The following is a 7,656-nucleotide window of genomic DNA, read 5'->3' on the forward strand; positions in this document are numbered from 1 at the left end:
TCTTCTCGTGGGACGGCGCGGCCGAGGTGGGAAACGGTCTCTTCCCGCGTTTCCTGGACCTCGCCAAGGAGCACGGCGCGGCCATGACCTTCTTCCTCTCCGGGCTCTACCTCCTGCCCGAGTCCAAGAAGCGGCTCTACGACCCGCCCAACAATCCCCGCGGCGCTTCCGACATCGGTTACCTCACCGACGACCACGTGAAGGCGACGCTGATCAACGTCCGCCGCGCCTGGCTGGAGGGCCACGAGATAGGCACCCACTTCAACGGGCACTTCTGCGCCGGTTCCGGGTCCGTCGGCAACTGGACCGGAAGCCAGTGGCGCGACGAGATCGACCAGGCCAAGTCGTTCGTGAAGGAGTGGCGCACCAACACCGGGTGGACCGACCTGCCCGCGCTGCCCTTCGACTACGACAAGGAACTCGTCGGCGCCCGTACGCCCTGCCTCCTCGGCCAGGAGAGCCTGCTGCCCACCGCCCGCTCCCTCGGCTGGCGCTACGACGCCTCCTCGCCCGGCGGCCGTCAGGTCTGGCCCGACAAGAAGCAGGGCATGTGGGACCTGCCGTTGCAGCAGATACCGTTCCCCGGCCGTGGCTTCGAGGTCCTGTCGATGGACTACAACATGCTCGCCAACCAGTCGGTCAACTCGACGAAGGCGCCCAGCCACAACTACCCGGGCTGGCGCAAGCAGTCGGCGCAGGCGTACATCCAGGGCTTCCGCCGGGCGTTCGAGACGAACCGCGCGCCGTTCTTCGTCGGCAACCACTTCGAGCAGTGGAACGGCGGCATCTACATGGACGCCGTCGAGGAGGCGTTCAAGCACATCGCGCGCGAGAAGGAGAAGGGCGCGGACGTGCGCCTGGTCTCCTTCCGGCAGTTCGTCGACTGGATCGACGTACAGAAGCCGGAGGTCCTCGCCAAGCTGCGCACGCTGGACGTGGGGCAGGAACCGGCCGGTGGCTGGAAGACGTTTCTCGCTGGGGCCTCCGAGACCGCCGGCGCCGGTACCGCGTCCAGCTCCGCGAACGCTGCCTGAAATGCGGTTCTCTGCCCGCAAGGGGGGTGCCCAAGATCCCCGGAACGGGCATGCGAAACTTTTCACATGAGTGCCGCCAGCCGCACCCCGTTGTCCGCCGCCGTAGCCGTCGCCGCGGCGTTGCTGTTGTCCGCCTGTACCTCCGGAGGCGTCTCCGGCGGGGGCGGTGACACCAACTTCATCATGGGCAAGGACGGCATCTCGACCGCCGAGAAGGGCAAGCGGGACCCGGCCCCGGACCTGTCCGGCAAGACCATCGACAACAAGCAGCTGGCGGTCTCCTCCTTCAAGGGCAAGGTCGTCGTCCTGAACGTGTGGGGATCCTGGTGCGCCCCCTGCCGGGCCGAGGCGCCCAACTTCCAGAAGGTCTCCACCGACCTGAAGGCGCAGGGCGTGCAGTTCGTCGGCATCAACGTCGCCGACGCCAAGGAGTCGAGCGCCCTCGCCTTCGAGAAGACGTACGGCGTCACCTACCCGAGCCTGTACGACCCGAGCAGCAAGCTGATGCTCCGGTTCAAGAAGGGCACGCTGAACCTCCAGGCGATCCCCTCCACGCTCGTCCTCGACCGGGAAGGGAAGATCGCGGCCCGTTCCCTGGCCGCGCTCAGCGAGGAGAAACTGCGCTCCATGATCGACCCGGTCCTCGCGGAGAAGTGACGTGAGCGCGGTCACCACCCTCGCGGCGGAGGGCTACAACGGCACGGTGCTCAACGGAGCCCTGCTGGTCGCCCTGCCCGTCGCCCTGCTCGGCGGACTCATCTCCTTCTTCTCGCCCTGCGTCCTGCCGCTCGTGCCCGGCTACCTGTCGTACGTCACCGGCGTCGCGGGCACCGATCTGGCCGAGGCCCGGCGCGGCCGGATGGTCGCCGGCGCCTCCCTCTTCGTGCTCGGCTTCACGGCGGTGTTCGTCTCCAGCGGGGCCCTCTTCGGCTTCTTCGGGGACACCCTCCAGGCCAACAGCGGTGTCCTGTCCAAGGTGCTGGGCGTGCTCATGATCCTCATGGGTGTCTTCTTCATGGGCCTGATGCCCTGGATGACCCAGCGGGAGTTCCGCTTCCACCGCAGGCCCGTCGCCGGACTGGCGGGCGCCCCGCTGCTCGGCGCGCTGTTCGGCATCGGCTGGACCCCCTGCATCGGCCCCACCCTGGCCTCCGTGCTCGCCCTGTCCTCGCAGCAGTCGAGCGCGGGCCGCGGTGCCATACTGACCGTCGCCTACTGCCTCGGCCTCGGCCTGCCGTTCGTGCTCGCCGCGGTCGCCTTCCGCAAGGCGCTCGGCACCTTCGCCTGGGTCAAGCGGCACTACGTGTGGGTCATGCGCGTCGGCGGCGTGATGATGATCGGGACCGGTGTGCTGCTGCTGACCGGCGCGTGGGACTACCTCGTGCAGGACCTGCAGTCCTGGTCCAACGGCTTCACCGTGGGGATCTGATCGATGAACAAGACCACAGCCGACGAGCCCACCACGGCCCCCGACGACCAGGGACTCGGCGCCGCCGGCTCCCAGCTGTCCACGGCCCCCACCGACACCCTCGCCAGTGGGCCCGGCCTGGGCGTGATCGGCTGGGCCCGCTGGTTCTGGCGCCAGCTGACCTCCATGCGGGTGGCGCTGCTGCTCCTGCTGCTGCTGGCGCTCGGCGCGATCCCCGGTTCGCTGATCCCGCAGACCGGCAGCGACGAGACGAAGGTCGCCGACTTCCGCGCGGCGCACGAGACGCTCGCGCCGCTCTACGACCGGCTCGGGCTGTTCCACGTGTACAGCTCGGTGTGGTTCTCCGCGATCTACATCCTGCTGTTCGTCTCCCTCGTCGGCTGCATCGTGCCCCGCACCTGGCAGTTCGTGGGCCAGCTGCGCGGCCGTCCGCCGGGCGCGCCCAAGCGGCTGACCCGGCTGCCCGCGTACACGACGTGGCAGACGCGGGCCGCGCCCGAGGAGGTCCGCGAGGCCGCACTCGCGCTGCTGAGGAAGCGCCGTTTCCGGGCCCATCTGGCCGGTGACGCCGTGGCCGCCGAGAAGGGCTACCTCCGTGAGGTCGGCAACCTCGCCTTCCACATCGCGCTGATCGTGATGCTGACCTCCTTCGCCTGGGGCCAGCTCTTCAAGTCCGAGGGAAACAAACTCCTCGTCGAGGGAAGCGGCGGTTTCTCCAACACCCTCATCTCCTACGACGACTTCAAGTCCGGCAACCTCTTCAGCGTCGACGACCTGACGCCGTTCAGCTTCTCCCTGGACGAGTTCACCGGCACGTACGAGGCGAGCGGCCCCAACAAGGGCACCCCCCGTACCTACGAGGCCTCCCTCACCTACAGCGTCGGCGCCCACGGCAAGGACCGGAAGACCACCGTCCAGGTCAACCACCCGCTGGAGATCGGCGACTCCAAGGTCTACCTCACCGCCCACGGCTACGCCCCGGTCGTCACCGTCCGGGACGGCAGGGGCAAGGTCGTCTTCAGCGACGCCGTACCGCTGCTGCCCCTCGACTCCAACGTCACCTCCTCCGGAGTGGTGAAGGTCCTCGACGGCTACAAGAACGCCAAGGGCGTCACCGAACAGCTCGGCTTCCAGGCCTTCTTCCTGCCGTCGTACGTCAAGGGCATGGAGACGGCCTCCACCTTCCCGGCCCTGCTCAACCCCGTACTGAACCTCGCGCCCTACCACGGCGACCTCGGCGTCGACTCGGGCATCCCGCAGAGCGTCTACCAGCTCGACAAGACCCACATGAAGGCGTTCAAGGACGCCAAGAAGCTGCAGCTGCGGGAGAACCTCAAGCCGGGCGAGACCATGACCCTCCCGAACGGCGCCGGCACGGTGACCTACGAGGGCACCAAGGAATGGGCGAACTTCCAGGTCACCCAGCAGCCCGCCAGCGGCTGGGCGCTGGGCGGCGCGCTCACCGCGATCTTCGGCCTGGCCGCCTCCCTGTTCATCCAGCGCCGCCGGGTGTGGGTGCGTGCGGTGCGGGGTGCCGACGGCGTGACGGTCGTCGAGATGGCCGGGCTCGGCCGCAGTGAGTCCGCGAAGGTGCCCGAGGAACTCGGCGAGCTGGCCGGGATCCTGTACGACCGGGCTCCCGGAGCCCCCGAGGACGACGCCGACACCCCCGAATCCCCCGACACCCCCGATCTCCGAGCCGTACCTGCCGAAGGGTCTGAGAAGTGACTCTCGCCGCCGCAACCGACCTCGCCGGCGCGGTGAACCTCGCCGCCGCGACCAACGAGAACCTCGCGAGCATCAGCAACACGCTGATCTACTCCGCGATGGCCGTCTACACCCTGGCCTTCTTCGCCTACATCGCCGAATGGACCTTCGGCGGACGCAGCAAGGTCGGCCGTACCGCCGCCGCGCTGACCGCCCAGGCCGCGGCCAGGAAGGCGGCCCCGGCCGTCACCGTGCAGAAGGGCGGCGGCACCGCCGTCCTGCAGCGGCCGAAGGTCGTGGTGCGGTCCGCCACCGGTGCCCGCGACGTGCCCGACGGTCCGGGCGCGCACGGCGGGGACGAACAGGGCGACCTGTACGGCCGTATCGCCATCTCCCTCACTGTGCTCGCCTTCGCGATCGAGTTCGGCGGGGTGCTCACCCGCGCGCTCTCGGTGCAGCGGGCGCCGTGGGGCAACATGTACGAGTTCAACATCACCTTCTCCACGGTGGCCGTCGGCGTGTATCTCACGCTGCTGGCCCTGCGGAAGAACGTGCGCTGGCTCGGACTGTTCCTCATCACCTCGGTCCTGCTCGACCTCGGCCTCGCCGTCACCGTGCTGTACACGGCGAGCGACCAGCTGGTCCCGGCGCTGCACTCGTACTGGCTGTACATCCACGTCTCCACCGCGATCTTCTGCGGCGCGGTGTTCTACGTCGGCGCGGTCTCCACGATCCTGTACCTCTTCAAGGACTCCTACGAGAACAAGCTGGTGAGCGGCGGCAAGCCCGGGAAGTTCGCCAACTCGGTCCTCGACCGGCTGCCCGCCGCGGCGACCCTCGACAAGTTCGCCTACCGCGTCAACGCGGCCGTGTTCCCGCTGTGGACGTTCACGATCATCGCGGGCGCGATCTGGGCGGGCGACGCCTGGGGCCGCTACTGGGGCTGGGACCCCAAGGAGACCTGGTCCTTCATCACCTGGGTCGCCTACGCCTGCTACCTGCACGCCCGCGCCACCGCCGGCTGGAAGGGCCGCAAGGCCGCCTACCTGGCCCTGGCCGCCTTCGGCTGCTGGCTGTTCAACTACTACGGCGTCAACATCTTCGTCACCGGCAAGCACTCGTACGCCGGTGTGTAGACGGCAGCCTTCGGAGCAGCCCCTGGTGTGAGTCTCGACGTGAACCCCTGGTGTGACCCCCGGTAACAACGCGAAAGCGGTTCCCGGGGGTCACTCTGGTGTCATGAGCGGTTCCATCGAACAGGGCTCCAGCCAGACCCACGGGAACACGCGCATCCTGCATTTCCTGGTGCGGCTCCCGAGACCCGTCGAGGCGGTCTGGCCGGCCCTCGCCACCGCCGACGGGCTCTCGGGCTGGTACGGCCCCGTCGACGTCCTCGAACCCCGGCTGGGCGGCGTGATCGGCCTGCCCGGCCTGGGCGCCGGGCAGGTCACCGCCTGGGACGTGGAGCGGGTCGCCGAGTACACGGTGGAGGGCGGCGGCCGGATGCGCTTCCACCTGGAGCGCGACGACGAGGGCGGCACCGCCCTCCGCTTCACCCACGAGTTCCAGGGCGAGGGCGAGACGGAGCCCCGCTGGCGGGCGAGATTCGAACGGTTGATCGAAGCGTGAAGGGGGCGGTAGGACTTCCCGGCCCCGTCGGCCGGCTTCGGTGACTACGACGGCGGCAGGCACTCCTTCGCCGGCGGCTTCCCCTCCGGCCACGCGATCCGCACGAAGCGGGAACCGCCCTCGGGCGTCAGCTCCACGATCGGTACGGCCTTGTCGTACGGGTTGCCGTGCACGTCCAGGCAGATCCAGCCGCTCGCCCCGTTCACCCGCAGCGAGCCCTTGACCTGCGGCCACTGGAGGCCGACCTCCGCCAGCGGCGGCACCGCCGCGCCGTCCGGTGTCGCCTCGCGGACACCGTGCACCGCCAGCCGCACCGCGTCGTACCCGATGATCAGCTGACCGTCCTCCAGGCCCCTCCCGCCGGTCTCCCCGATCGGCCCGACCGGCGCGCGCCCGGCGCGGGCCAGCAGGTCGGTCAGCGTCCGCGCGTCCCGCGCCGAGCCGCCCGTCACCGCCGGGTCGCTCGGCCAGGCGTCCGGGTGGGCGAGGGCGGTGTAACGCACGGACAGGTTGTGCGTGAGAGCGGTTCGGTCGAGTTTCGTGTCGCCCGTCAGATACGAGCCCTCGTCACCCGTCAGCAGCGTGAACCGCCGGTCCTGGCAGCCGCGGGTGCCCAGCGCGTTGATGAACTGCCGCAACTGCGTGTGCCGGCCGGCGAACAGGATGGTGTCCGTGCCCGGCGCGGTGTCGCACACCAGATGCGTGATCTGCCGGAACGTGTTCGCCGTCGTCCCCTCCCGGGTCCGGTCGGCCGGCGGCGTGAACGGCTGCGGCTCGTACGGCGAGCCCTCGATCAGCGCGGCGAACGACGCCTGCAGCGTCCGCGTGTACGGATCACCCGGCTTGTCGTACACCAGCAGCGCCCGCCCCGCGCTCACCTTCGCGAAGGAGGCCAGCGCCCGCGCCTCGTCGGTGTTGGTCGGGGCGACCCGCGCGAGACCGGGGAACGGGTCCTTGCCGTCCTGCCCGTTGGCGAGATCGTCGGCGGTGATCGAGGCGCCGATCACCGGGATGCCCCGCCGGGTCAGTTCGGTGACGGCCTTCTTGTTGTTGTCGGTGCTCTGGCCGACCCCCGCCACCGCGCGCAGCCGGTCGGCGCTCTTCGTCATCCGCTCCAACTGGTCGACCATCACCTCCCAGTGCTCGCTGGTGGCACCGGGATTGGCGAGCACCAGCCGGATCGCCGGAGCCTGCCCGTTGGAGGTGTGGTTGGCCTGCCACTGCGCCAGGTAGGCGCCCTGCACCTCGTGCAGGATGTCGCTCAGCGTCGACGGGGTGGTGGCCGTGTACGGCAGCATCAGCGCCACCGTCACATAACTCCCCGCCTTCAGCGCGTCGTTCTCCCGGTCGATCGCCCGCACCGCCTCCCGCAGCCGCGGCTGCCCGAAGTCGTAGGCGTCCGTCGCCACGCCCACGCACTCCCCGCTGCCCTCGGGCCGGGACACTCCGGGCGCGCACGAACGGTCCTCGCGGGTCACCGTCCGCACCGCGAAGAACGCTCCGGCGACCAGCGCGAGGGTCACCAGCAGGGCGATGTACCGGTAGAGGCGGATCTCCCACACCTCGCGCAGCCACCGCACCAGCGGACCGCCCGTCCCCGCGCCTCCACCGCCACCGCTTCCGCCGCCGCCACCCGCGCCCGCCATCACGCCTCCCCGTCCCCGTCGTCTTCGCCGTCGCCGGCCGCCCCTTGCGCACACCGGCCGACGACGGCGAAGACGACGGGGACGGGGAGGCGTGATGGCGGGCGCGGGTGGCGGCGGCGGAAGCGGTGGCGGTGGAGGCGCGGGGACGGGCGGTCCGCTGGTGCGGTGGCTGCGCGAGGTGTGGGAGATCCGCCTCTACCGGTACATCGCC

Annotated in this window: 7 protein-coding genes; 6 read left to right on the forward strand and 1 reads right to left on the reverse strand. The window is 70.0% G+C overall.

The window, feature by feature from the left end; genetic code table 11:
• From BZL64_RS34360 to BZL64_RS34385, 6 genes are all read left to right on the forward strand, one after another.
• Window positions 1–1,034 (forward strand): polysaccharide deacetylase family protein (locus BZL64_RS34360; protein WP_086772995.1); only part of this gene is annotated, 1,034 nt, incomplete at its 5' end.
• A gap of 66 nt (window positions 1,035–1,100) precedes the next feature.
• Complete coding sequence (locus tag BZL64_RS34365; RefSeq protein ID WP_086772996.1) at window positions 1,101–1,691, forward strand: TlpA family protein disulfide reductase; 591 nt, start codon at window positions 1,101–1,103, stop codon at window positions 1,689–1,691.
• A 1-nt stretch (window position 1,692) separates the two neighbouring features.
• On the forward strand, window positions 1,693–2,463 hold the full coding sequence (locus BZL64_RS34370) for a cytochrome c biogenesis CcdA family protein (RefSeq protein WP_086772997.1): 771 nt from the start codon (window positions 1,693–1,695) through the stop codon (window positions 2,461–2,463).
• 3 nt (window positions 2,464–2,466) lie between these two features.
• Entirely contained in the window at window positions 2,467–4,191 is a 1,725-nt protein-coding gene (gene resB / locus BZL64_RS34375; RefSeq protein ID WP_086772998.1) for a cytochrome c biogenesis protein ResB, read from the forward strand.
• A 32-nt stretch (window positions 4,192–4,223) separates the two neighbouring features.
• The gene (gene ccsB, locus BZL64_RS34380) at window positions 4,224–5,306 is read left to right on the forward strand and encodes a c-type cytochrome biogenesis protein CcsB (RefSeq protein WP_425276103.1); all 1,083 of its coding nucleotides are present in this window, start codon (window positions 4,224–4,226) and stop codon (window positions 5,304–5,306) included.
• Between the two features lie 103 nt (window positions 5,307–5,409).
• Complete coding sequence (locus BZL64_RS34385; protein ID WP_086773000.1) at window positions 5,410–5,799, forward strand: SRPBCC family protein; 390 nt, start codon at window positions 5,410–5,412, stop codon at window positions 5,797–5,799.
• Between the two features lie 44 nt (window positions 5,800–5,843).
• On the opposite strand, the gene BZL64_RS34390 is transcribed toward BZL64_RS34385, so the two are convergent.
• The gene (locus tag BZL64_RS34390) at window positions 5,844–7,445 is read right to left on the reverse strand and encodes an ABC transporter substrate-binding protein (protein WP_244205677.1); all 1,602 of its coding nucleotides are present in this window, start codon (window positions 7,443–7,445) and stop codon (window positions 5,844–5,846) included.
• Between the last annotated feature and the right edge of the window lie 211 nt (window positions 7,446–7,656).

Origin of the sequence: Streptomyces bobili, assembly GCF_002154575.1 — a bacterium.
Classification (GTDB): Bacteria; Actinomycetota; Actinomycetes; order Streptomycetales; family Streptomycetaceae; genus Streptomyces; species Streptomyces bobili.